The 25,583-nt window shown below is 40.6% G+C and carries 22 protein-coding genes; 18 read left to right on the plus strand and 4 right to left on the minus strand.

The window, feature by feature from the left end; genetic code table 11:
- The first annotated feature begins 13 nt into the window (after nucleotides 1-13).
- Together HWQ37_RS23865 and HWQ37_RS23870 are read left to right on the plus strand one after the other, a co-directional pair.
- A complete protein-coding gene (locus tag HWQ37_RS23865) occupies nucleotides 14-625 on the plus strand; it encodes an ATP-dependent Clp protease proteolytic subunit (protein WP_292751720.1) in 612 nt (203 codons plus the stop codon).
- A 284-nt stretch (nucleotides 626-909) separates the two neighbouring features.
- Nucleotides 910-1,533 carry a J domain-containing protein gene (locus HWQ37_RS23870; RefSeq protein WP_292751723.1) on the plus strand — a complete coding sequence of 208 codons (624 nt, stop codon included), beginning with the start codon at nucleotides 910-912 and terminating at the stop codon, nucleotides 1,531-1,533.
- Between the two features lie 99 nt (nucleotides 1,534-1,632).
- Here the strand turns inward: HWQ37_RS23870 and HWQ37_RS23875 are convergent, their stop codons facing one another.
- Complete coding sequence (locus HWQ37_RS23875) at nucleotides 1,633-2,832, minus strand: aminotransferase-like domain-containing protein (RefSeq protein WP_292751726.1); 1,200 nt, start codon at nucleotides 2,830-2,832, stop codon at nucleotides 1,633-1,635.
- Nucleotides 2,833-2,967: 135 nt separating this feature from the next.
- Here HWQ37_RS23875 and HWQ37_RS23880 point away from each other — a divergent pair, with 135 nt between their 5' ends.
- Nucleotides 2,968-3,777 (plus strand): basic amino acid ABC transporter substrate-binding protein, encoded by an 810-nt coding sequence (locus tag HWQ37_RS23880; protein WP_292751729.1) that lies wholly within the window; start codon nucleotides 2,968-2,970, stop codon nucleotides 3,775-3,777.
- Nucleotides 3,778-3,871: 94 nt separating this feature from the next.
- Here the strand turns inward: HWQ37_RS23880 and HWQ37_RS23885 are convergent, their stop codons facing one another.
- On the minus strand, nucleotides 3,872-4,057 hold the full coding sequence (locus tag HWQ37_RS23885) for a hypothetical protein (protein WP_292751732.1): 186 nt from the start codon (nucleotides 4,055-4,057) through the stop codon (nucleotides 3,872-3,874).
- A 194-nt stretch (nucleotides 4,058-4,251) separates the two neighbouring features.
- Between HWQ37_RS23885 and HWQ37_RS23890 the strand changes: the two genes are divergently transcribed.
- Nucleotides 4,252-6,228 carry a serine/threonine phosphatase gene (locus HWQ37_RS23890; RefSeq protein WP_292751734.1) on the plus strand — a complete coding sequence of 659 codons (1,977 nt, stop codon included), beginning with the start codon at nucleotides 4,252-4,254 and terminating at the stop codon, nucleotides 6,226-6,228.
- Nucleotides 6,229-6,418: 190 nt separating this feature from the next.
- Complete coding sequence (locus HWQ37_RS23895; protein WP_292751737.1) at nucleotides 6,419-7,705, plus strand: protein kinase domain-containing protein; 1,287 nt, start codon at nucleotides 6,419-6,421, stop codon at nucleotides 7,703-7,705.
- 86 nt (nucleotides 7,706-7,791) lie between these two features.
- On the opposite strand, the gene HWQ37_RS23900 is transcribed toward HWQ37_RS23895, so the two are convergent.
- Both HWQ37_RS23900 and HWQ37_RS23905 read right to left on the minus strand, forming a co-directional pair.
- On the minus strand, nucleotides 7,792-8,010 hold the full coding sequence (locus tag HWQ37_RS23900) for a DUF4327 family protein (RefSeq protein WP_181930103.1): 219 nt from the start codon (nucleotides 8,008-8,010) through the stop codon (nucleotides 7,792-7,794).
- A 138-nt stretch (nucleotides 8,011-8,148) separates the two neighbouring features.
- Nucleotides 8,149-8,313: a hypothetical protein gene (locus tag HWQ37_RS23905; protein WP_292751743.1), complete on the minus strand. Its 165-nt coding sequence runs from the start codon at nucleotides 8,311-8,313 to the stop codon at nucleotides 8,149-8,151.
- A 443-nt stretch (nucleotides 8,314-8,756) separates the two neighbouring features.
- On the opposite strand from HWQ37_RS23905, the gene HWQ37_RS23910 reads away from it, so the two are divergent.
- From HWQ37_RS23910 to HWQ37_RS23970, 13 genes are all read left to right on the plus strand, one after another.
- Nucleotides 8,757-9,182 (plus strand): tetratricopeptide repeat protein, encoded by a 426-nt coding sequence (locus HWQ37_RS23910; protein WP_292751745.1) that lies wholly within the window; start codon nucleotides 8,757-8,759, stop codon nucleotides 9,180-9,182.
- 52 nt (nucleotides 9,183-9,234) lie between these two features.
- On the plus strand, nucleotides 9,235-10,221 hold the full coding sequence (gene pseB, locus HWQ37_RS23915; RefSeq protein ID WP_292751748.1) for a UDP-N-acetylglucosamine 4,6-dehydratase (inverting): 987 nt from the start codon (nucleotides 9,235-9,237) through the stop codon (nucleotides 10,219-10,221).
- Nucleotides 10,182-11,387 (plus strand): UDP-4-amino-4,6-dideoxy-N-acetyl-beta-L-altrosamine transaminase, encoded by a 1,206-nt coding sequence (gene pseC, locus HWQ37_RS23920; RefSeq protein ID WP_292751751.1) that lies wholly within the window; start codon nucleotides 10,182-10,184, stop codon nucleotides 11,385-11,387. The genes pseB and pseC overlap by 40 nt, the downstream gene beginning before the upstream one ends.
- Complete coding sequence (locus HWQ37_RS23925; protein WP_292751753.1) at nucleotides 11,384-12,121, plus strand: glycosyltransferase family protein; 738 nt, start codon at nucleotides 11,384-11,386, stop codon at nucleotides 12,119-12,121. The genes pseC and HWQ37_RS23925 overlap by 4 nt, the downstream gene beginning before the upstream one ends.
- Nucleotides 12,122-12,138: 17 nt before the next feature.
- Complete coding sequence (gene pseG, locus HWQ37_RS23930; protein ID WP_292751755.1) at nucleotides 12,139-13,641, plus strand: UDP-2,4-diacetamido-2,4,6-trideoxy-beta-L-altropyranose hydrolase; 1,503 nt, start codon at nucleotides 12,139-12,141, stop codon at nucleotides 13,639-13,641.
- 12 nt (nucleotides 13,642-13,653) lie between these two features.
- Nucleotides 13,654-14,718: a pseudaminic acid synthase gene (pseI, locus tag HWQ37_RS23935; RefSeq protein ID WP_292751758.1), complete on the plus strand. Its 1,065-nt coding sequence runs from the start codon at nucleotides 13,654-13,656 to the stop codon at nucleotides 14,716-14,718.
- 82 nt (nucleotides 14,719-14,800) lie between these two features.
- Nucleotides 14,801-15,409, plus strand: a complete 609-nt coding sequence (locus HWQ37_RS23940) for a class I SAM-dependent methyltransferase (protein WP_292751761.1) — start codon at nucleotides 14,801-14,803, stop codon at nucleotides 15,407-15,409.
- On the plus strand, nucleotides 15,410-16,396 hold the full coding sequence (locus HWQ37_RS23945; RefSeq protein WP_292751764.1) for a GNAT family N-acetyltransferase: 987 nt from the start codon (nucleotides 15,410-15,412) through the stop codon (nucleotides 16,394-16,396).
- 35 nt (nucleotides 16,397-16,431) lie between these two features.
- Nucleotides 16,432-17,142, plus strand: coding sequence for a glycosyltransferase family protein (locus tag HWQ37_RS23950; RefSeq protein WP_292751767.1), 711 nt, complete (start codon nucleotides 16,432-16,434; stop codon nucleotides 17,140-17,142).
- A gap of 34 nt (nucleotides 17,143-17,176) precedes the next feature.
- Nucleotides 17,177-18,148, plus strand: coding sequence for a Gfo/Idh/MocA family protein (locus HWQ37_RS23955; RefSeq protein WP_292751770.1), 972 nt, complete (start codon nucleotides 17,177-17,179; stop codon nucleotides 18,146-18,148).
- Between the two features lie 8 nt (nucleotides 18,149-18,156).
- Entirely contained in the window at nucleotides 18,157-19,425 is a 1,269-nt protein-coding gene (locus HWQ37_RS23960) for a DegT/DnrJ/EryC1/StrS aminotransferase family protein (RefSeq protein WP_292751774.1), read from the plus strand.
- Nucleotides 19,422-20,399 carry a hypothetical protein gene (locus tag HWQ37_RS23965; RefSeq protein WP_292751777.1) on the plus strand — a complete coding sequence of 326 codons (978 nt, stop codon included), beginning with the start codon at nucleotides 19,422-19,424 and terminating at the stop codon, nucleotides 20,397-20,399. The genes HWQ37_RS23960 and HWQ37_RS23965 overlap by 4 nt, the downstream gene beginning before the upstream one ends.
- A 249-nt stretch (nucleotides 20,400-20,648) precedes the next feature.
- Entirely contained in the window at nucleotides 20,649-25,355 is a 4,707-nt protein-coding gene (locus HWQ37_RS23970; protein ID WP_292751780.1) for an O-linked N-acetylglucosamine transferase family protein, read from the plus strand.
- The last annotated feature ends 228 nt before the right edge of the window (nucleotides 25,356-25,583 follow it).

Consider the following 25,583-nt stretch of genomic DNA (forward strand, 5'->3'; position numbering starts at 1 on the left):
AACGGAGTAAATTATGCCTATAGGCGTTCCTAAAGTTCCTTACCGGATGCCCGGTGGACAATATACAGATTGGATTAGTATCTACGATCGCCTTTACCGGGAACGGATTATATTCTTGGGGCGTGATATTGATGATGAAATTGCCAATCAAATTATCGCTGTAATGCTGTATCTGGATTCAGACGATCCAGGTAAAGATATTTATTTATACATCAATTCTCCCGGTGGGATGGTTACATCTGGCATGGCTATTTTTGACACCATGCAACATATCAAATCAGATGTCGTAACTATTTGCGTGGGATTAGCTGCTTCAATGGGATCTTTCCTGCTAGCAGCTGGCACGAAAGGGAAACGGTTAGCCTTGCCTCACTCACGGATTATGATTCACCAGCCTTCAGGTGGTACTCGTGGGCAAGCAACCGATATCGAAATTGAAGCTAGAGAGATTCTGCGGATTCGTCACCAGCTTAATGGCATTTATGCCGATAAAACCGGTCAGACCATAGCAAAAATTGAAAAAGACATGGATCGTGACTTTTTCATGTCTGCTGAAGAAGCAAAAGAATACGGTTTAATTGACCGTGTAATTGAAGAACGAACCTTGGTAGTAACTGGGGAGTAGAGGGGCAGGGGGCAGGGGGCAGGGAGCAGGGAGATGAGTGAGGGAGATGAGGGAGCAAGGGAGGCAGGGGAGGCAGGGGGAGAATAATTAATAACCAATGCCCAATGCCCAATGCCCCATGCCCCATGCCCCATGCCCCATGCCCAATCCCGTTCTTTAAACAAACTGTCAAGATTGAACTTTAAAATAGAAAATTAGCCCTTATCATTAATAGTCCGAGCTTGAAGCTGATATTGACAGAGATAATAGCCGATAGCGAAATATTCGATAGCTGATAGCTCAAGATGGATCTTGGAGATTGCTACCGTTTACTAGGTTTAAGATCGGGAGCTTCTTTTGCTGAGATCAAAGCGTCTTATCGACGACTGGCGCAGCAATATCATCCCGATATCAACCCAGATGACAACAAAGCCAAAGATAAGTTTATTGCCTTGACAGAGGCTTACAAACTCCTGTTGACGGTAGTACTGCCAGAGGAAATTGGTGTACATTCAACTCAGGTGTCAACGTCTGGACGTGATGACACCAAAGCAACGCATAGGCAGAAAACACCTGTAACAACGGTGACAAGCCAACAACCAGAGAAAGCAAAGCCGCCAAATCTATTGGAAATAGAAGAACGGCTGAAGTGGAAGACTTATGACCAATTGCAGCGATTTTTGCAAGAAAGACGATTTCCGCAAGCGATCGCCCTTGCGGAAGCTTTAGCAGATCGTTTGTCAACAGATGCAGAAGTCCGTCAATGGCTAGCGATCGCTTATCAAATTTGGGGACGGGCGCTAATTTCCGAAAAACAACTACTCAAAGCCAGAATTTATCTCAAAAAAGCTCTGAAGACAGACCCCCATAATAAAAGTCTCTGGTATGAAGTGCAGCGCGATTTCCAACGCTTAGAACAAATTTTTTAAAGTTTACAAAATTTTAAACGGAAGGCGGGAGCCTTCCAAAAGGCATTCCCAGTCGGAGACTGGGAACGAGGTACTGAATTACGAATTACGAATTACGAATTACCGCCATCCCCTCAAAACTGCTCCCAAGACAGCAATTCCCTCAACAATCTTCTCGGTTGTTTGAAAGCTAAAAGCTAATCTAATGGCATCATCTCCCTGTCCATTGGCGTAACAGCGAGTTCCTGGCAGAAAGCTGATACCTTGTTCATTGGCAGCAGTTAGGAGTGCTTTGGCGCTGATATCTGGTGGCAATTTACACCAAACGAAAAAGCCACCACCTGGTCGCAAAGCAACTACATCACTGGGAAACTCTTGAGCGATCGCTTCTAACAACAAATTACACTTATGCTTGTAGCAAGCGATTAGCTCCTGAATGTGATGATCTAGTTTGCCTGTAGCGCAGTAGCGAGCCACCACATGGCTAACAAATGGCCCCACAGGCCCTTCACTTTTGAACATTGCCAACCGCTCAATAATTGCTGGATCGCCACAAGCCCAGCCTAGCCTGACACCAGGCGCAATGATTTTCGAGAAGGTACTCACGTATAACACCCACCCATCCTTGTCAAGGCTTGCCAGGGATGGCACTGTTTCACCTTGGAAGCGCAAATCGCTATAAGCATCGTCTTCCACCACTAAAACGCCATACTCAGCCGCTAACGTTACTAGTTTTTGGCGGCGAAATAACGGCATTGTAGTGCCTGTGGGATTATGAAAAGTAGGGATAGTGTAAATAAACCTGGGTCGAATGCCCCGTTTTTTCAAGTCGCTTAAAGTTTCTTCTAAGGCATCTACATCCATTCCCATCTCATCCACAGGAATGGTAATTAGGCGTGCGCCAGCCTGGACAAATCTACTAACTACTCCCAAGAAGGTTGGGCCTTCCACAATTACCACATCACCAGGTTCGACAAACACATCTGGTAGCAAGCCCAAAATCTGACCGGAACCGTAGCCAATAATCACGCGATCGCGCTGGGCGGGAATTCCTTGAGCTTGCAAGCGGAGGATAATTTGTTCATAAAGTTGGGCTGAAGGTGGGCCGTAATTGAGAGCGATCGGAGCCTCTTCTACTAGTACAGCCGCACTCGCAGCAGCTAAGTCAGTGTGGGGAAAGAGAATTGGGTCAGCTAGACCGTAGGCAAAGCTGACAGTGATAATTTTGGTTAACTCTGTACCATAGGTTGGTGGTGTCAGATTTCTAGCTCTTTCTGCGAATAAATCAGTAATTTGGTAAGCAGGGGTAGTGGGAGCCATAAGCAATTAAAAATTGGGAGTTAGAATACAGAACACACAAGCGGGCGATTAGCTAAAAGTCATACGGATGTATTATTTCTTATAACATCATCACAAGTATCGTAAATTATTGATTGCTAGAACATAATTACTATAGTGAAATTAATTAACTTTAAGTGGCAGCAGCTAATTCTCAGCTTAGGCTGTGTACTACTGATTATTGCCTGTCAAAGTTTATATCCCACTACTAACCCAGATGCTAAACCTCTGAAGGTGGCGACAGATCCCACCTTTATCCCTTTTGAGATCCAAACAGCTAGCGGGAACTTGGAAGGTTTTGATATTGATTTAATGAATGCGATCGGCTTAGTAGCAGGTTTTGCAGTCCAGTTTGAAAGTCTGCCCTTTGATGGCACGATCTCGACCTTGCAAGCCAAAAGAGTCGATGCAGCAATTAGCGGCATCACGATTACCGCCGAACGCCTAAAAACAATTGCTTTTTCACGACCTTATTTTAAAGCCGGACTTGCGATGTCTACGACGGGCTACGCCTACGCAGTCAAAGAAGACAATAAAAATATTAAAGACTTCAAAAGTCTCAAAGGCAAAAAAATTGCTGTACAAATTGGTTCCACTGGGGCAGATTTTGCCAAAACCATCCCCAACGCCAAAATTAGTACTTTTAATTCTGGGCCAGAATTTTTCCAAGACTTACTCAATGGCAACGTTGATGCTGTGGTTAGCGATGCTTTCGCAACTTTGTATGCGATTAAAAATGGCAAGCTCAAAGGCATCAGAGTTGTTGCGGATTTGCTCACCCAAGAATACTACGGGATTGCTACACCCAAGGATTCCCCCCATTTGGATGCAATTAACAAAGGTATAGCGACTTTGTTATCCAATGGCACTTACAAGCAAATTTATCAAAAATGGTTTGATGCTGAACCTCCACAATTGCCTTTTTAAGAGTGCTGAGTGCTGAGTGCTGAGTTAGGAGTTAGGAGTTAGGAGTTAAAAGTAGAGACGCGAAAAATCCAAGTCTTTCCAAGAGTTAGGAGTTTTATTTATCTCCCTTGTCTCCCTTGTCTCCCTTGTCTCCCTTGTCTCCCTTGTCTCCCTTGTCTTCCTTGTCTCCCTTGTCTCCCTTGTCTCCCTTGTCTCCCTTGTCTCCCTTGTCTTCCTTGTCTCCCTTGTCTCCCTTGTCTCCCTTGTCTCCCTTGTCTCCCTTGTCTTCCCCATTCCCCATTCCCAATTCCCATTTATAAGGAATTACCTGCCAATATATGAAATATTTATCTAATATGCGTCACAATTAATACTGCCACCAAAATTCATTGAGAAACTACAATCTACTGTAGTCAGGGACAGCCAAATTGTGGCACCTTGAATCTTAGTGGCTAGAAGCACCTTGGAACGAACGGGAATAAAGGAACTTCCACTATGCTGATTTGCCCTCAGTGTAAATTTGAAAACCCAAATAGCAACAAATTCTGTCAAAACTGTGGCACGTCCCTCGCTCACAAGGTCTGTCCTGAATGCAGTGCCGATGATGTACCTGTGAATGCATTGCGTTGTCATAACTGTGGCACAGAATGTGGAACAGTGTTTTGGGCAATTATTACTAAAGAAACGACTGGGGAAGCTTTGAGAATAGAAGGGGATGTAGGAGATGAGCAAGCAATACCCTCCTCATCTCCTGTATCTCCTAGTTCTCAGATTACATTAGGCTCCTATTTGGACTCCCAAGAGCGCTATCAATTGTTAGATACGCTACCTGCTCAAACGGAAACTGAGATTATTACTGATGTAAGTGCCAGAGTTTTAGATTGCCAGCCGTATCAAATATCACCCATTGATGCAATACTAGCAAGTCAGGAATCAGATTTACTAACGCCATCAGTAGAAGCAAGTGGAATTCCTCGCCTTGCGAAACTTTATCTTGCTTTACAATCCCAAGGTGAGCGGGGGATACCGTTGATTCACGACGCATGGCAACAGGGTGATATACAGGTACTAATAATTGAAAACCGCTCGGATTGGCAGTATTTACTCGACCTGTGGCAACAAGAAACAACCAGTTCGTTAAAAATTTTACACTGGTGTTATGAAATGACCCAACTTTGGGCAGTATTGGAACCAGTAAATTGTCGTCAAAGCCTTTTAGATTTGTCGAATTTGCGATTGGATGAAGACCAAACGTTGGCGCTACAAAGGTTGTATGTGGAATCATCGAATTCTCAGCCCGCCACGGAGTCGCCAGAAGATGCCGAAAACCAAACATCTGCCATTCCAGAGGAGCCGTTAACTATCCAAGCTTTGGGACGGGTTTGGCAAGCACTATTTAGACAGTCGCAACGGACTCAATTTGGTTCTGTAGTCCAGATGTTGGGGGATTTAGAGGTAGGCAAAATTCAGACGATTGACCAATTGCGATCGCGCTTAGAGGAAATCTCTATTGAACTGGAAGCACTAGGAACCGCAACTTTGCCCCCAATACAGGAGAACAATACTGCTGTGTCCACTATCCCACCATCAGATGAGTTAGAAGATATCATTAGCAAAACTGATGATATGCCAACTGTTGTCCTGGCGATGCAGTTAAGTAGCTTAGAAGATGCAGGACGCACAGATGTAGGCCGTCAACGTCATCATAACGAAGACTACTTTGGCATTGAAACCAAAATTCATAAACTGGAGTTACCCAAAAGTCGAGTTTTAGAAGGGTATGGTTTGTATATTCTTTGTGATGGTATGGGAGGACACGCTGGCGGCGAGATAGCCAGCGAGTTAGCAGTCAACACGCTACGGCAATACTTTCAAGAACACTGGATTGCCAACCAGCTGCCAACAGAAGATAGTATTCGTGAGGCAGTGTATTTAGCTAATGAGGCGATTTACAAGCTCAATCAACAAGATGCCCGTTCTGGAGTTGGGCGCATGGGTACAACTTTAGTAATGCTTTTAATTCAAGATACGCAAGCAGCAGTCGCTCATGTAGGAGATAGCCGTCTCTATCGCCTAACGCGCAAGCAGGGACTAGAACAAGTCACAGTAGATCACGAAGTTGGGCAACGGGAAATTAACCGAGGAGTGGAAGCAAGCATAGCTTACGCCCGCCCAGATGCCTACCAGCTGACCCAAGCCTTGGGGCCTCGTGATGAAAACTCGATTAATCCCGACGTGGGCTTTTTCGATATTAACGAAGATACTCTTCTGCTCTTAGTATCGGACGGTCTATCAGATAATGATTTAGTAGAAACCCATTGGCAGACTCACTTAGAACCCTTACTTAGTTCTGGTGCTAACTTAGAACGGGGCGTTACAGATTTAATTGATTTAGCAAATCAACACAACGGTCACGACAACATTACTGGTATACTTATTCGGGCAAAAGTACGCCCAAATTTGGAAAGTTAATCATAAATGGGAATGGGGAAGATGACAGGGATGAGGGAGACAAGGGAGACAAGGGAGACAAGGGAGACAAATAAAACTCCTAACCCTTAACTCTTGTACAGACAAAGATTTTTCGCGTCTCAACTCCTAACTCCTAACTCAGGACTCCTAACGCCCAATGCCCTAATCCATTTACCTTGTAGGTTGTATTGTGGTTAGTCTGACACTGTTAGAACCGCAACAGAAAACGCCCCTTCAGCAGTGGTGCTTTGAGAACTCCTCCATAATTCGGATTGGTCGAGCGGCAGATAATCACGTTGTTTTAACTGATAGTTTAGTTTCGCGGCATCATCTAGAACTGAGAAAAGTTGGTGACGCTAGAAATGGCGATGCTTGGCAGCTGATTAGTCAGGGTACAAATGGGACTTTTCTCAACGGTATCCTTGTACTTCAGTGTCCGTTACCAGATAATTCTCTTTTGCAATTGGCACAAGGAGGCCCAATCCTGCAATTCCATATTCAGCAGGTAACAGTACTGGAAACTGGTTTGCGATCGCAGCAACAAATACAAGGGACAGAAGAAAATGCCGCCGAGACTCTTTACTCAGCCAAAAATCTGGCAAATTCATCTTCCACTTGCACGCACGAAGGCAACTCCCCAAAAAATTTGTTTTGCATCCACTGCGGTCAACCTCTCTCAGTCCAACAGAGAATTCGCCATTATCAGGTGTTGCAAACTCTCGGACAAGGAGGTATGGGTACTACCTATCTCGCTTGGGATGAGGCGGGACTGATTCCGGGTATCCCACAACTGCTGGTGTTGAAGCAAATGAATGCTGATATGGTGAAAATTGTCAAAGCTCGAGAGTTATTTGAGCGAGAGGCGCACACTCTCAAATCTCTTAACCATCCTGGAGTTCCCAAGTATTATGACTTCTTTGTAGAAGGCGGCAAAAAATACTTGGCAATGGAACTAATCCACGGACAAGATTTGGAGAAACGTGTCTATAGCACTGGCCCTGTGACACCAAACCAAGCGATCGCTTGGATGATCCAAACCTGTGATATTTTAGATTATCTTCATAGCCAAGAACCTCCACTAATTCACCGCGATATTAAACCCGCCAATTTAATGGTGCGAAGTTCAGGAAATCGCATAGTGGTGCTGGATTTTGGCGCAGTTAAGGAAATTGGTACAGCCCCCGGTACTCGAATTGGGGCAGAAGGTTACTGCGCTCCTGAACAAGAACGAGGGCAACCTTTGACCCAATCTGATTTGTATGCAATTGGCCCAACGCTGATTTTTTTGCTCACAGGCGAAAACCCGTTCAAGTATTACCGCCAACGAGGGCGAAACTTCAGGTTTGATGTGGCAAAAGTTCCCACCATTAGCTCCCAATTAAGAGACGTGATCGATCGCGTTACAGAACCATTGCCACGCGATCGCTATCAAACCGCCAAGGAATTAGCTACGGCTTTAGCTGCTTGCAAAGTTTAGAAAGTGGGGATTAGCGAGTTAGGAGTTAAGAGTTAGGAGTTAGGAGTTAGAATTCTTCTCCTGCTTCCCTTGCTTCCTCATCCCTCCTATTCCTCATCCCAAGTTTCTACAGCTAGCAATTCACTAACTGGGTCTTGCATACTAAAGCCAAAGTCAAGCAGTTCCTGTTTCCAGTGCTGCCATTCATTACCGTAGAGCAAAGCGATTTTCCAGATGCTATCGCTTGGCTTGATAATATTCGATTCTATGAGTGATTGCACATTGCGCTGCAATTTCACCATTGGGTGAATCACTTTTTGAGTCATAACCTCGATTGAATTCTGATTTTGTTGGTAAATGCTTAATTAAAACTGCTTCCCATTCTGCAATTGTTGCCGGCCCGTAGAGTGGTGTAATTCGGTAAAGCTAGTCTTAACTTTCTAACTATACCATAACAAACTCTACTAAGTTACTGGTAAATTCGGTTTTGTACGGTAATTACCACCAGAAAACCCAATCTTACCAAGCAGTGGTTTTTCTTCTTTACCTTTACCTTTTTTCGGTAAGGGTGCAACACTACCTTTTGTAAGATATCTATTGTGAATGCCCAGCAGAAAATTAGTCCTCATGGAAGTTGCACTAAGTAGTGTGAGTGAAGACGACTGGGAAAATTGTATTTATTTGAATCAAGAAAAATATGGTTGCTTGTTGAATAACCTATATGACACAGGCTAGTTTGAAAGTTTTTGACTGACAAGGGAATTTGCAATTGAGTAGAAATGTCTACTCTTCTGTTGATTTAAACGCCGTTTATAGTATCGCAAACATCTGGCATTAGGCAAATTAATCGCAAATCTTTATATAATTTTTATGTTTTGTCCAGAGAATAAGATTTGGAGGGTTGGGGCGCGGGAAAGGGTTTAGCATAAAGTTCCCTTGTCTTCAGAGTCAGCATTTGAAGTTTGTGTAAAAAATTTTTAGCAAGGATGTTAGTTTCTGTTGAGCAGATGGGTATCCTCAGAACGGGAGGCTTGCTGATACCTAAGTACTTACCGCAGCAAGTATATGAGATATGGCTGGTTCAGATGAAGAATACCTAATTACCCGCAAAAAGCAGATTCAGCGGCGACAAAAGATTGTCACGATCGTCTCGATGTTCTCGTTTTTTGGTTCTACGGTATTTGCAGCTATTCCAGCAATCCAACAGGCTATTCAACCTAAGCCAGCAACTGCGTCTGCTTCTCCTGAGTCAGGATTGCTGCAACAGGCGCGGGGCTACGAGTTGGTTTTACAACGGGAACCAGAAAACCAACTTGCTTTAGAGAAACTGTCTGTGCTGCGGTTGCAGTTGAAGGATGCTAAAGGTGCGATCGAACCTTTAGAGAAGTTAGTGAAGTTACGCCCCGATCGGCAAGATTACAAAGTTGTATTAGAGCGGATTAAGAAGCAAGAGGTAAAGGGCGATCGCAGCACAAATAATCAGCCCAAATCTAATTGATAATTTAACTTAAATATTTTTGGAAAATAATTAATTTTGAGATTACTACAAGATGTTTAATGGCAAATCGATTTTAATCACTGGTGGTACAGGCTCCTTCGGTAAGGAATTTGTAAAAACGATTCTCAGCCGATATCAACCCCTGAAAGTCATAATTTATTCACGGGATGAACTCAAGCAGTATGAAATGGCGCAGGAGTTCAATGCACCAGTGATGCGCTATTTTATTGGAGATGTGCGTGATCGCGATCGCTTGCACATGGCGATGAGGGGTGTAGATTATGTTATTCATGCAGCAGCACTCAAGCATATTCCTGCTGCCGAATATAACCCAATGGAATGTATTAAAACAAATATTTATGGAGCAAATAATGTTATTGATGTTGCCATTGAGCAAGAAGTTGAAAAAGTAATTGCTCTCTCAACAGATAAAGCAGTAAATCCAATTAATCTTTATGGTGCAACTAAGCTAGCGGCAGATAAACTTTTTGTTGCAGCTAACAATATTGTTGGGTCTATGAAAACCAGATTTTCTGTAGTTCGCTACGGTAACGTCGTCGGTTCGAGAGGTTCAGTTGTACCCTTCTTTCAAAAACTGATTGGGGAAAAATCCACCGAGATTCCCATTACAGATCCACGCATGACCCGCTTTTGGATTACCCTACAACAAGCTGTAGAGTTAGTTTTCAATAGCTTTGAAAGAATGCACGGTGGAGAAATATTTGTTCCAAAGATTCCTTCAATGAGAATTACTGATTTGGCAGAAACACTCGCACCAGGAGTTCCAATTAAAATTGTTGGCATTAGACCAGGAGAAAAATTACATGAAGCCATGTTTTGTTCTGAAGCTTCACATTTGGTCTTAGAGTTTGCTGACCATTATGTGATTAAACCAACTATTGAATATGCCTATTCTATTGATTACACCTGCAACGCTTTGGGTGAAAAAGGAGTCCCTGTAGCAGAAGGTTTTGAGTATAGCTCCGAGATAAATACAGAATGGCTAAAAGGTTTTCAACTACTGGATATGTTGAAGTAATGAGTGACTACATTCCTTATGGTAGACAAGATATTAGTCAAGAAGATATTGATGCTGTAATTCAAGTTTTACGCTCAGATTGGATTACTCAAGGCCCAGCTATAGAGAGATTTGAACAAGCTATTGCTAACTATTGTGGTGCAAAGTATGCTGTAGCAGTTTCTAGTGCTACATCTGCATTACATATTGCTTGTCTTGCAGCTGGTTTAGGAGAAGGCGACGTTCTTTGGACATCACCAAATACTTTTGTTGCTTCAGCTAATTGTGGACTTTATTGTAATGCCAAAGTAGATTTTATTGATATTGATTCAAATACCTACAATTTAAGCGTAGATGAATTAGAAAGTAAGTTAGTCGAGGCAAAAAAGCAAGGGTGTTTGCCAAGAGTATTAATACCTGTACATTTTGCTGGACAATCTTGTGAAATGGAGGAAATTGCCGCTTTATCGCAACAATATAATTTCAAAATTATTGAAGATGCTTCTCATGCGATCGGCGGAAGGTATCAGGGACAACCTGTTGGTTGCTGCCAATTTTCTGATATGACAGTTTTTAGCTTTCATCCAGTGAAGATTATCACGACTGCCGAAGGCGGTATGGTGCTAACAAATCAGGAAGAATTATATCAGAAATTAATTAGATTAAGAAGTCATGGTATAACTCGCAATCTAGATTTAATGCAAGGAGAATCTCATGGTTCTTGGTATTATCAACAACTAGAATTAGGTTTCAACTATCGCATGACAGATATCCAAGCAGCATTGGGTTCTAGTCAGATGAAAAGACTAAATGAATTTGTAGAACATCGCCGATTTTTAGCTAACCGTTATAATAAACTATTGCAAGATTTACCTTTAATGCTGCCGTGGCAACATTCCGATTGTGAATCTAGCTGGCATCTTTATGTAATTCGGCTCAAATTGGATAAAATTAATAAAACTCATCAGCAGATATTTGAACAACTTCGCAGTTTAGGAATTGGTGTGAATTTACACTATATTCCAGTTCACATACAGCCTTATTACCAACAATTTGGATTTAAATTAGGGGACTTTCCAGGGGTTGAGAAATACTATAAGGAAGCTATCACTATCCCTTTATATTATGGGTTAAATGAAGAAAATCAAGATAAAGTAGTAGCTTCGCTAAGAGAGAGCCTGATATGAAAACTGTAATTATTGTTCAGGCAAGAATGACTTCAACTCGCCTCCCTGGAAAAGTACTTAAAAAGGTATTGAATAAGCCTTTATTAGAATACCAGATTGAGAGACTAAAGCGGGTAAAATTGGCTGATGAAATTGTAATTTCGACTACAATCAATAGTACAGATTTGCCAATTATTGAACTTTGCGATCGCCTTTCAATTCCATATTTTCGAGGTTCTGAAGAAGACGTGTTAGCCAGATATTATCAGGCTGCTAAAGAACATCATGCAGATGTAGTAGTTCGCGTTACCTCTGATTGTCCACTTATTGATCCACAAGTGATTGATAGAGTAATTCAATTTTATCTAGACAATCAAAGTCAATATGATTACGTTTCTAACTGTTTAGAGAAAACCTATCCACGGGGAATGGATACTGAGGTTTTTTCATTTTTAGCATTAGATCAGGCGTTTGTGGAAGCAACAGCACAACCTGAGCGGGAGCATGTTACTCCATTTATTTATATACAGCCTGAACGTTATCGATTAGCTGAGGTAGTTTATTCAGAAAATCAAAGTTCACATCGCTGGACGGTAGACACAGCAGATGATTTTGAACTGATTAAAAGAATTATTGAAGGGCTTTATCCTCAAAATCAAAAATTTACTTTGGAGGATTGTTTAGATTTGCTGAAACGATATCCTGATTGGTTACTAATTAATACACACGTAGAACAAAAGGAATATGCTGCATAACTATTAATTTATCAAAAATGAAGCTATTTATCAGAGTAGATGCATCAACACAAATAGGCACAGGTCATGTAATGCGCTGTCTAGCTTTGGCTCAGGCTTGGCAAGATGCAGGAGATCAGGTAATTTTTGTGGTAGCGACGGAAGCCCCAGATTTGAAAACTCGGTTAAAGTCAGAAGGAATGGAAGTTATTCAGCTGCCGATTCAAGGTGGAATTGCTGAAGATGCCAAAGAAACAGCAAAACTCGCACGCCAGTTTAATGCAAATTGGGTTGTGGTGGATGGTTATCATTTCGGTGCTAAGTATCAAGAAATCATCAAGGAATCTGAGCTAAAACTTTTATTCATTGATGATTATGGACACGCAGATCATTATTGTGCGGATATCATTTTAAATCAAAATATCTCTGCCCATGAAGGATTGTATATTAACCGAGAACCTTATACTCAGTTACTCTTGGGCATCGACTATGGGCTATTGCGGCGAGAGTTCTGGCAGTGGCAAGGATGGAAGCGTGAAACACTTACAGTAGCTCAAAAGCTTTTAATAACACTAGGTGGTAGCGACCCCGATAATGTTACTTTGAACGTGATACAGGAGTTGCATCTGATTGAGTTAGAAGGGTTAGAAGCAGTAGTTGTTATAGGGGCAAGCAATCCCCACTATGAGCAACTGGAATTGACTATTCAAAAGTTGCAGTTTCCTATCCGTTTGGAAAGAAATGTCAAAAATATGCCCGATCTCATGGCTTGGGCTGATGTAGCGATCGCTGCTGCTGGCTCTACATCTTGGGAACTCGCTTTTATGGGTTTACCTAGTGTGATGTTAATTTTGGCAGATAACCAACGGGCGATCGCCGAAAAACTAGAGGCAATGGGAGTAGTTGTAAATTTGGGATGGCATGAAAATGTTTCTGCTGTTGAAATAGCATCGGAGGTAGCGCAATTAGTGATAGCTACCGGAAGGCGGGAAAAAATGACTAGATGTAGCCAAGAATTAGTGGATGGTGAAGGAAGCAGTAGAGTTTTGAGCCATCTAAAAGATAAATTTTTTCAATTGCGCTCGGTGCAGCAAAATGATTGTCAGTTGCTATGGGAATGGTCAAACGCTCCAGAAATACGTGCGGTTTCTTTTTCCTCTAAGTCTATACTCTGGGAAGATCATGTTCAATGGTTTAAATCTAAATTGATAAATCCTAATTGCATCTTTTACATTGCAATTAATAAGAATAATGTACCTATTGGACAGATTCGATATGACATAGAAAATTATGAAGCTATTGTTTCCATGAGTATTGACCCAAATTTTCGTAATCAGGATTATGGAAGCAGCTTGATTAAATTAGCCTGTAAAAAACTATTCTCTGAGTTAGATGTTAATAGAATTAATGCCTACATAAAACCAAGTAATCAGGCATCTATTAGGGCATTTTCCAAAGCGGGTTTTCAGAGTATGGGAATAACTACAGTGCAAGGAAATCAAGCGATCCTTCTTATCATAGACAAGTATAAACTTGGTTAGTTGAGAGAGCAAATGCGAAAAATTAAGATTGCAGATAGAATCATCGGTGCTAGTCATCTTCCCTTTGTGATTGCTGAAATGTCTGGCAATCATAACCAATCTTTAGAAAGAGCTTTAGATATAGTTGAAGCAGCTGCTAAAACCGGAGTAAATGCACTTAAACTCCAAACTTATACTGCTGATACGATGACCTTAAACATAAATGAGGGTGATTTTTACATTAATGATCCTAATAGTTTATGGCACGGTAAATCCCTATATCAGTTATATCAGCAAGCTTACACGCCTTGGGAATGGCACAAACCTATTTTTGAGCGTTGCGAGGAACTAGGAATAATTGGGTTTAGCACTCCTTTTGATACTAATGCTGTAGATTTTCTCGAATCTTTAAATGTACCTTGCTACAAAATTGCTTCTTTTGAAAATACTGATTTACCTTTAATTCGCAAAGTTGCCAGCACAGGCAAACCGATGATTATTTCTACTGGTATGGCAACGATTTCTGAGTTAGATGAAACTGTTCGGACAGCGCGAGAAGCTGGATGTCAAGACTTAATATTACTGAAATGTACTAGTAGCTATCCTGCTACACCAGAAAATACTAACTTACTAACTATTCCTCAAATGCGCGAGTTGTTTAATGTACAGGTGGGGTTATCAGATCACACAATGGGTATTGGAGTTGCTGTTGCTAGTGTTGCTTTAGGGGCTACATTAATTGAGAAACACTTTACTCTGTGTCGGGCTGATGGTGGAGTTGATTCAGCCTTTTCGATGGAACCAGCAGAGATGCAACAATTAGTAATAGAGTTGCAAAGAGCTTGGCAAGCCTTGGGTAGTATAAAATATGGAGCAACCGAGGCTGAAAAAGAGTCGCTGGTTTATCGGCGATCGCTCTATGTAACCAAGGACATGAAAGCCGGAGAGATTCTCACTCCAGAAAACCTCAGAGCAGTACGCCCAGGCTTAGGATTACCACCAAAGTTTTTCGACATTGTTATCGGTAAATCAGTAAATCAGAATATCAAAAAAGGTACGGCTTTTACCTGGAAATTGGTATTAGCAAGTGAGCAATAAAAAGCTCACGAATAGACAGAATAATGCTAATTTTGCTTTTTATCTATATGTTTAAAATTAAAAGATGAAGGATGAATTGTCAATGAATCAAGTTAGCACAACTGTGCAGATATTACGAGAACACTATCAGAATCTTGTACAAATAAAAGGGGACTCACCTGGTTCTGGACAGTGGGGTTCTATAGATGAATCTCTGGTCAGATATTTGCAACTTATGAAAATTGGAGACCTCAATGGATGTCGAATTTTAGATATAGGATGTAGTATTGGTTATTTTGCAGAATATTTACAAGAACAGAATATTATTTGCCAATATACAGGCATAGATATTGTACCTGAAGCAATTGAAATTGCACGTAGAAAATTTCCACGTATGAAATTTGAGTGCTTAGATATAACTCAAGACAGTTTAGAAGAAACCTATGATTATGTATTAGTATCTGCTGTTTTCAATAATTTTACTCCCGACGGTAATCTTTTTCTCCAAACCTTAATCAAAAAAGCATTCTCTTTATGTGAGAAAGGTCTAGCATTTAATTTTATTTCATCTTATGTGAATTTTCGACAAGAAACAATGGCTTATTATGAACCAGAGGCAGTTTTAAGGTTCTGTATTCAGCAGCTATCTAGAAAAGTTACAATAATTCATCACTACTATCATTGTGATGTTTGTATTTATATTTACAAATAAATGAATACTAAAGATTTTGTAATTAATTGGCAGGAAATAGCAAATATTTGGGATGACTTTGTTGAAGATTCACCTCAAGGAACTGTTTTTGCAAAAACTGACTTTATCAATGCATTAGGAGTTACTTTTCAAATTGTTACAGTCTACTTCAGACAGAAAATAGTTGCAGGTACCGTTATCTTATTTTCTGAAGATGGCAAGATATTACCGGCTCCTTTCCCTTTCACGCCCTATCAAGGAGTGTTACTAGCTGACAATTTTACTAAAACAGATCATAAACGTAATTCTGAAGAATTTTTGATTTTAACTTGGTTCATAGAACAACTTATAGAAAAATTTGACAAAATTTCCCTAGGCCATTCATGGCAATTGCAAGATATCCGGCCATTCCAATGGTATAACTACCATACACCTGAAAAGGGAAAGTTTGAAGTTCAACTCAGATATACGGGTATATTAAAATTAACAAAATTTGAAAGCTTTGACTTTTATCTCAGTTGCATCCGCGCTGTCAGACGGCAGGAAATGCGGAAAGCTATCAATAATAAATTATTTATTCATGTGTCTGATAATGTTGATATTTTAGACAAATTACACCGAGAGGTTTGGGCTAGACAAGGAATAGAAAATATAGAAAAAGAATCTTACTTGCTTAAAGCAATAACTCAGAAATCTTTAGACAAAGGATTTGGAATACTGAAAGTATGCTATTTGGATACAAATCCTGTTTCGGCAATTTTATTCCTATTTGATCGTCAGCGCGGTTATTATATGTTTGCTGGGAATAATCCTGAATACAGAGAAACTGGTGGCTCAACATTTTTACTGCTCGATTTAATTGAAGAATGTTTTAAACGTCAGTTGCAAGAAGTTGACTTTGTAGGAGTGAATTCTCCAAATCGAGGAGATTACAAACTTAGTTTTAATCCAGAGATTAAGCCTTATTTTGTCACAAATTTCAATACCAATTTGGATCTCTATAAATAAATATAAAAATTTTTAGTGGAGAAGTGAGTAAAACTGTGAATCGTGTCATTGCCACAATAGAAGCCCGGATGGGTTCTTCACGGCTTCCTGGTAAAGTCCTCAAGGAAGCAGTGGGTAAACCAATGCTGTTGTTAATGATTGAGCGTATCCGTCGCGCTCGTTATATAGATGAAGTAGTTGTGGCAACTACTACTAATGAAAAAGACGAAGCGATCGCATCTTTATGCACTAAACACAATATTCCTTACTTTCGTGGTTCAGAAGAAAATGTATTAGAACGAGTTGTGGAAACTGGGCGACACTATCAAGCAGAAGTTAGTGTCCTTTTAACCGGAGATTGTCCCCTAATTGATCCTTATGTAATTGATCAACATATTTGTGCATTTTTCGCCGCTTACCCCCATGTAGATTACGTTGCCAATTGTGAAGTACGTTCATATCCTCATGGGCTGGATCTCATAGTGTTGTCTTGGAAAACACTAGCTCAAACAGTTGATTTTGCCTCCACTAAACCCTTTCGTGAACACGTCGGTTGGTACATCCGACGACATCCAGAAAAATATCGTCGCTTAGATATTATTGCTCCTCCAGGCTTAAGTAATCCTTTTTTCCGTATTACCCTTGACTATCAAGAAGACTACGATCGCATCAAAGCTATTTTTGAAGCACTTTATCCCCACAACCCCCAATTTACGACAGTAGACATTCTCAACTATGCCCAACAACAAAGATGGATTGACTCTTAAAGTAATTCGTAATTCGTAATTCGTAATTAAACTTATGAAAGTGCGTGTCGGTATTATTGGTTTAGGAAAAATTGGGCATCGCTTTGGCATTTCCCCACAAGGCGATCCACTCAGCCATTCCGAAGGGTATGCTCAAATCCCTAATGTGACAGTTGTATTAGGAGTAGATCCAGATCCAGAGGCGTGTAGAGATTTTCAGCAACGTTTTTCCGAAGCACAAGTATACTCCAGTCTGAAAGATGTACCAGATCAGCTTCACCTCGACGTAGTATCAATATGTAGTCCCACTCACTTACACGCTCAGGGAGTTATTGCTGCACTGGCTTGGCAACCCCGCGTCATCCTGTGCGAAAAACCCCTTGCAGTTAATGTAGCAGAGGCAGAAATAATGCTAGCTGCTTGCTCTGCACAGGGCTGTATTTTGATGACTAACTATTCGCGTCGCTGGACACCAATGCTGCAAGCCTTGAAACATCTAACAAGTCAGGATGATGGCTTGGGAACTCCAACTGGTGCTTGTTTACGCTATAACGGTGGTTTACTGCACAATGGAACCCATTGGATCGATATGTTATTGGCTTTATTCGGATCGGTTGCTTGTGCATATCGTCTGGAAAAATCACCTGTTGCTGAAGATGACAGTGCTGAGTCAATTGCACTATCCTGGAACGGCGGATTAACTGCCTATTTGATTGCAGTACGTGGAACTGGGTATTCAATCGGCGAAGGGGAACTCTGGGGAACCGGGGGTATGCTGCGGTATAGCGCCGGAGGAGGGCAAATCACTTGGCAGACAGTTCAACCTAGTCAGTGGTCGGGCTTTCAAGAGTTAGGTCAAGCAAAGATGATCTGTGAAGCTGGCTTAAAAGGCCACATTTTGGGGGCTGTCACCGAAGCTGTGCAATTAGCACAAATTGGCGGACAACCAACCTGTTCTGGCGCTGATGGTGTGCTTGCTTTACAAGTTGTTGAAATGGCAAGAAACAACAAATTTCTAATTAAGTAGGTAATTTAATGGTTATTACTACAGAAAAACCAGCTTTGCTGGGAGGTTCCAAAGTTTTTCCAGAGCCATTACCAAGGTATATCAGTATTAGTTCCCAGGAGACTGAAGCCGCGATTCAAGTATTGAAAAGCGGTATTTTATCTGACTATATCGGTGCTGCTGGACTGTACTTTATGGGTGGTAAACAAGTTCGCACCTTAGAAGAACAATGGGCTAAGTACTTTAATGTTCGTCACGCTTTGAGTGTTAACTCTGCTACTAGTGGTTTACATGCTGCTGCGATCGCAGCCGGTGTTAATTTTGGTGATGAGGTAATTGTGCCACCGCAAACGATGTCAGCAACGGCAACGGCAGTGGTTATAGCAAATGGTACTCCTGTTTTTGTCGATCAAGAGGAGACTACTTGCTGCATTGATCCAGAAGCCGTTGAACGTGCTATTAGCCCGCGCACAAAAGCAATTATCGCAGTCAATTTGTTTGGAGGACCAGCCCAACTGTTGCGCTTGCGTGAGTTAGCAGATCGACACGGTTTGATTCTAATTGAGGACAATTCCCAAGCACCGGGAGGTCAGCATCAAGGACGTTGGCTCGGAACAATTGGACATTTGGGGGTGTTTAGCCTCAATTGTCACAAAACCATTCAGTGTGGTGAAGGGGGGATTGTCGTCACTAATGACGATCGCTTGGCGCGGCGAGTAGCGTTGGTACGTAATCATGGAGAGAATGCAATTGAAGCGGAAAACTGGGATGAAGATGCTGATATTGTTGGTTACAATTATCGTCTAACTGAACTTCAGGCAGCGATCGCTCAGGTTCAACTCCAACGTTTAGAAGAATTGACACAGCCACGACTGAAAATTGCTGAAGCTTTAGACCAAGGGCTGTCTGAGTTTAAAGCATTGCGGACGGCTAAAGTTGGCAGTGGCGATCGCCATGTTTACTATACATATCCCATTTGGATCGATCCACAACAAGCTGGATTGTCGCGGGACAGATTTGTGGAGGCACTTCAAGCCGAAGGATGTCCGGTGACGGGGCGTTATGTGCGTCCTTTATACAGACTACCTCTTTTCCAAAAGCTGCAACAAGAAGGCAAGACAATTGTCAGTCATCTTACAGGTGTCTGTCCCATAGCCGAAAAGACATATAACGAGACACTTTTATCTACAACTCTCATCCAAATACCTGGGGGTATTGACTTAGTTGATCGTTTCATAGCTTGTGTGGCTAAAGTTTTGGCTCATGCCGAAGAGTTAAGTCGGGGGAAAGATGAATGAAGATTATTGCGATCGCTCACGATCCAGGCGGTGCTAATGCTGTCGCTGCAACTGTTGCAGCCTTGCGAGCCGCAGGTACACAGGTAGAAGCTTATGCCAAAGGGCCAGCCATCCATCAGTTTCAACGTCTTGTAGTTGCTTGTACGCCAGTTTCTCAGGAACACCAAACTATTTTTGTACCCTTAACAGGAGATATTCTACTAACAGGAACATCTCAATATGATGAATTTGAACGGGATGCTATTTTTTGGGCAAGGCAAAAGTGTATTCCTAGTATTGCTGTCATAGACTATTGGGCAAATTACCGACAGCGTTTTCAACCACTCAATAATCCTACAGAACCAATTTTTCCAGATGTCATCACAGCTTTAGATAAAGTGTGTGCAGCCGGAATGCTTACTGATGGAATACCAGAAAAGCGAATCCGCGTTGTAGGACAGCCCTATTTTGCTTGGCTGATTGCTAGACAAAAATCTAGAAAAGGTATTTTAAAACTACCAGAAAATATTCTCTTTGCTTCTCAACCAAATGCCAATGAAGTTGAAATCCTCCGTATCTTAATTAAAGTATTAACTGACTACGAACCTTTAAAAAAATTCCTGATCCGCTTTCATCCCCGCCAAGGTAAATGCCGTGCTTCGCTTGATTTACTAGCAGAATCAGGTTTGCCATTTGCCATTGACGAAAGTGCTGATACACTTGCCACTTTGCATCAGCAAGATATAATGCTAGGAATTACCTCAATTATCTTAATTGAGGCAGCTTTAATGGGAATACCAGCAGGTAGCTTGGTCATTGGTGTCGATGACACACTTATTACTAATCAAAGGAGAATTACGATTCCCCTAAACTCCTCAGAAAAACTGCGTGAGTTTTTGTATTTTCCTCAACATGGAAAAATAGAAGAACAATTTTTTGAACAGCAGCGCGATGCAGATTTGCGAGTCGCACAGTTATGTAAGTCAATCATTTAGTTATTGACTTTAACGACTTTTTCAACTGCTAGATACTTCTTAGTTTGGAGTAATTAAAGTTGAAAATAATTCTCTAATTTTTAGGCTATGGAGCCACATAAATAAAAATCCTCAGCTAGTTCTATTTATACACTGAAAACTTGAGTGCATCCAAGCTTGGGTTTAACTCCAAAATATTGTGATATGTGACTAGGAGATTTAATCAGACAGGATGCAAAAAAACCAAATCAATAATATGAGGTTTCTTCAATGGTTGATAGATTATACTTAGCATATACGCTTACAGATGCCGAGTGGCTAATTGCACATCCAGAGCTATTAAAACAAGGTAAAATTGTTTATTCAGGAATTGAGCCTCATTTAGTCTTTCGTTCTGCAAAAATTCCTGCGGATGATGCAGTTGAATTATATAGGCAATTGGATTTTTGTACTATTGCCAATGAGGCAGAATATCTAAGATGTAAATTTGAGGAAACTTTGCGACAGGTTGGCCCAGATTACGGGCTATCACTCATTTATCAAGATATTGATATTTTGTCTTGTTCTCTCCATCTTCTCTACTATTTTTTCTACGAAGCTGTAACTTCCTATCATCTAGCGTTAGTAATTCTGCGACAATACCAACCCAAAGAAATTTGGGTCAACCAATCACCATTTACTGCTGTAACACAGTGGGGTCTAGCTCCTACACCTCGGACTAATTATGAGAATCAAGTCTGGGGAGCTATGAGGAATATAGGAGTAATTATAAAAGATTTAGAAATTTCTACTAACTTAAAATCATCGAATGCTCAAGAGCAGCAGATAAACTTGGCTTATAGATCGCAATATCAGCCTTGGCAGCCTGAACATAGTCGAAGATCGCCAGTTAAACAAAATAAAAACTCATTAAAATCAGACGTTTTATTAGCGCTCCAAAATAATTTTCTCAAAAACTATGCACCTATTGGTGAAGCATTGGCAAATTCTTGTAATCTCAAAACATTAGATTTAATTCAGCAGAATCTATGGTTGGGATGGTCTGATAATTCAGATTCAATTCCCGTTCCTCTTATTCAGGATTTAAACAACATAAGTTCAATAGAAATTAATCAGCTTTTAAACGAGCGCCGATTTTCCGATGCTTTCTTAGACTATCCGCTAGATATCTGGAAAATTATTCAATCAAGAGTAGACCTTTTATTAAGCTTTGATATTCCCTTAGTTCGCGCTTGGATAGAATGCTCTCACTGGGTAATAGCTCAGGTGCAACCTAAATTTATCGTCATGGCGGAAGAAGTTTCACTAGCAGCGCGTTCATTAGGAGCAGTAGCAAAACTGCATGGAATTAAAAAATTAGTAATTGAGCATGGATCTCCTGATACTCAAATATCAAAAAATGAACGATCTGATATGCATCACTGGCAGCATAATTATGCTGAAACAAGACCCGATTATATAGCTACGTGGGGTTCTTATGGTCAGCATTATTATGTAGAACGGCTTGGTTGGTCAGCAAAAAAAGTTATTCCTACCGGCTGGCCTTGGATTGAAAAGGAGATAAGACAGCATCTCAGCAGTAGGAAAATAAACCAGGTTGCCCATGTCGAACGGCAGTTACTATTTTTAAGTACATCAACACATAAATCTTACCATTATTTGTACGAAACGCTTCTCGAAGCGGCCAAGCAGTTACGTGTTCAGATTGTTATCAGACCTCATGGTGCTGAAAACATAAATTACTTGAGCGATTTAGCTAATCTCATTGGTGTCAACGTCAAAATTGATAATTCAAGTCATATACTCGATCAAATTGCGGAAAGTGATATTGTTATTGGCGGAGCAACCAGTGTACTAAGTTATGCGATCGCACTGAGTAAGCCTTGTATTTTTTTAGATTTGTTAGAAATGAGAGATTATAAACCCTATGCCATCGAAGGTGCAGCAATAGGAGTATATAATCCCGAAGAGTTAATTCCGGCAATTGAAAGGCTCAATAGTGATTATGACGAAAGAGATCGCCAGCATAAAAAGCAAAAATTGTTTACACGACAATACTTAGGTGAACTAGATGGTAAGGCGACTGAGCGGATTATAAATTTTGTCAAAAGGGAGATTGAAATGCAAGATAAGTTATCAACTGATTATCGAAAATTTACAACACAAGCTGATATATTGCGAGTAGACATAGGCTGTGGAATTCATAAACCAAAAGATTTCATTGGCGTAGATATTGCTCCTGGTGTTGGTGTTGATATTGTTGCCGATCTCAGTAAAGAATTTCCCTTTCCTGATAGTTCAGTAGACGAGTTGAGAGCGCATGACATTATCGAACATCTCTATGACCGAATTCATACAATGAATGAGATATGGAGAGTTTGTAAACCTGGTGCAAAAGTTGACATTCGTGTGCCATCTACAGATGGTCGAGGAGCTTTTCAAGACCCCACTCATATCAGCTTTTGGAATATTAATTCTTTTCTATATTACTGTAGTGAATTTCCCGCTTATATAGAACTTTGTAAAAGATATGGATTTCAAGGCGAGTTTAAAGCTGTGAAGCTTGAACATGAAGAATCTCCTGATGGAGTAATTCATGTCATGGCTGAATTATTTGTGGTTAAGTCAGCATCTAATTTAAGCCAAAATTATTTGCCAATAACCCAGGAATATCAGCAGGAAATTCAGAAAGAATTCGCTCCTGAAGTTAATGTAAATGTTCAAGAGCAAGAGATTTTTTCTAAGCTTTATACTTCCATCAAACAATATCAACAAGAGCCAAATAGTCGTACAGCAATAGCAAATCTCCGTCAAGCTCGTCATCAAATTGCCCAGGAATGGCTGAATATATCGGACTCGGATCTTGAAAACGCATATTTGGGAGATTTAGGAAAATCACATCAAATATTGCTCAATAGTGGTCTAATAAATGAAACATTTACTCCTACTGAAGAAGCTTTTGTAGATGAAGTAACTGCACAAATTTCTAAAGGCTTCGATGAACCACAATCGCTTCAATATATATTGGCAGTTACGCTCTATCGTTGCGCTGATCAGTTACCATTACAGCATGACGTTTCTAAGATTCCTACATGGTTTATTAATGATTATTTAAAATTCCTATTTCAGCCTCAAATTTACTTTCAAAAAGTGGGAGAAGCAGAGAATTACTATTACTATATGCAGGGATTGATTGATTATTTACACACATCAATATTTAGTAATCAAGTTTCTCTGTTGTGGCATGAAGTAATTAAAAGTTTTGTCCAAATCGCTAATTTTATCCCTCTCTACTTTAATGAAGATAATCTTAAAGATATCTATGCTAAACGTGGAGAAATATTAGATTTTTTCTTGAGAATTAATGGTTATCAGGTCAATTATGAATTTGACGATAGACCTGTAACCAGAAAAAAAATTCGGATGGGTATTCTAGCAGCCCATTTTCTGCCTTCAGCAGAAACATTTGCTACACTTCCTGTTTATGAATATATTAGTCGCTACTTTGAAGTAATTTTGTACTCTCTCAATCAAACTGGTCATCCTTTAGAGCAATATTGCCAAAGTTGTGCCAACTCTTTTAAGCTACTACCACAAGATTTAGCAGAACAAGCAAATACAATTCGTACTGATGACCTAGATATATTATTCATTGCTACCAATGTAACGGCAGTAACTAATCAAATCTGCCTTTTATCAATGCATAGGTTAGCTAGAATACAAGTTACTAGTGGTGGGTCGGTTGTGACAACTGGAATGCAGCACATTGATTATTACATCTCAGGTACGCACACCGATCCATCGGCAACATCAGAACAGCAATATCGAGAAAAGTTGGTGAAACTAGAAGGAACTGCTCATTGCTTTAGTTATGGTAATGAAGAAGAAAATGTAACTGTCAAAGTTGATCGAGAAAGTTTAGGTATCTCTGAAGAAACAGTTATTTTTATCTCTGGTGCTAACTTATTTAAAACCATCCCCGAACTAATTACTACATGGGCAAAAATTATCTATGGAGTTCCCAACTCTGTTTTAGTGCTTTTGCCATTTGGGCCTAATTGGTCAAATAATTATCCGAAGAAAGCTTTTGTGAATCACTTAATTAAAGTGTTTTCAAAGCATGGATTATCAGCAGAACAATTAATAGTTTTAGATCCTCAACCAGTACCAAATCGAGAAGAAGTTAAAGAATACTTCAAAATTGCCGATGTCTATCTAGATTCCTATCCATTTGCCGGAACAACTTCTTTAGTAGAACCGTTACAAGTGAATTTGCCAGTAATTGCTAGACAGGGAACTACCTTTCGCTCTGCAATGGGGGCTGCAATGGTTCAAGCACTAGATGTCCCTGATTTAGTTTCAAATAGTGAAGAGTCTTATATACAGTTAGCGATCGCACTTGGCAATAATCCTGAATTACGTCACCAAAAAAGCGCCGAAATCAAGGAAAAAATGCAGGGTAATCCTAGTTTTCTAGATAGTCGCGCTTACTCAGCTAAAATAGGTAGTCTCTTCCAAGAATTATTTAGTAAATATCTTGCAGATACTCTGAGTCAAAATTTCCGCTTAGGAGATATTAATCTAGTTATTTTTCCAGACTGGTCACAGCCAGAAGACCTACTATATCAAGATTTAGCAAGTGTTATTTGTAGTCTGACTACTCACCCAGATAAAAGTCGCTTAACTCTCCTGATAGATACTCAAAATATTTCTGAAGAAGAAGCCGATATGCTTTTATCGTCTTTGACTATGAATTTACTCATGGAAGATGATGTAGATATAACTGAGGGGCCAGAAATTTCTCTGCTAGGGGAGATGAGTGATACACAATGGAAAACTCTTTTGCCTAGAATTCATACTCGAATTGCTTTAGCAACAGATAATCAACAGGCGATCGCCCAAGCGAAAGCAGAAAATCTCCCATTCTGCGATGTAGATAGCTTGATTGCATCCAAATACTGCGTAGGTTTTGCCTAAAAATAAAAATCTGTAGGTTGCGGAGCGAACGCGGCCTTCTTCCAAAGGGAGAGGCTAGGCCTTCTCTTAGCGTTTCGTAGAGAAGGGGGTTTCCCCCATGAGCGCCTGGTGTCGGGTTTCCCGACTTGTCCCTTGCGCGTCTCCCCTTGGGACAAGCAAGTGGGGTTTAAGGAACCAAACCCAACCTACGAATATTCTTAACCGAGCAGTATTGCCTTAACTCCTGCT

Origin of the sequence: Nostoc sp. NMS4, from assembly GCF_017115095.1 — a bacterium.
Lineage (GTDB): Bacteria > Cyanobacteriota > Cyanobacteriia > Cyanobacteriales > Nostocaceae > Nostoc.